The 425-nt window shown below is 48.5% G+C and carries 1 protein-coding gene; it reads right to left on the bottom strand.

Translation table 11 applies throughout. The features are described from left to right. A partial coding sequence (locus AB4512_RS24925) for an iron chelate uptake ABC transporter family permease subunit (RefSeq protein ID WP_372176143.1) occupies positions 1-425 on the bottom strand: 425 nt, incomplete at both ends.

The raw sequence follows: 425 nt of genomic DNA, 5'->3' as shown, positions 1-425 counted from the left end.
GAAAAATCTCGCTTTGTAGGCGGTGCACATTGATCCCCAATGAGCTTGTCGTCTGTTCACTCACCAACAAAGTATCGAGCTCGCGATAACGTTTGAAAATTAATGCTATGAGACACAACACGCCCGCCAAGGCAAAAATCAAATTATCCCAACGTGCGAGCCCTAAGCCTCCCATCGTCCAGAACAAAATCGAACTCGCTGCTCTCTGGTCGCCTGAATAAATCAAAAAACTCGTGATGGCTCCGAATAGAAATGAGATCGCCAAACCACACAAGATTAAGTTGTCATTGCCCTTTTTCTTCTGCATCGAAAACAGAATCAGAACGGCGGTCGCCGACACAATACCACCCGAGAATGCAGCCAGTGGCAGTGACCAAACACCCAGAGCGTCTCCCACTTTGGTGATCACCAACACCGCACCAGCA

This window comes from Vibrio sp. 10N.222.52.B7 (assembly GCF_041474275.1).
Lineage (GTDB): Bacteria > Pseudomonadota > Gammaproteobacteria > Enterobacterales > Vibrionaceae > Vibrio > Vibrio crassostreae_C.
The sequence above is the reverse complement of the archived record's forward strand: the minus strand, read 5'-3'. Positions and strand labels throughout refer to the sequence as shown.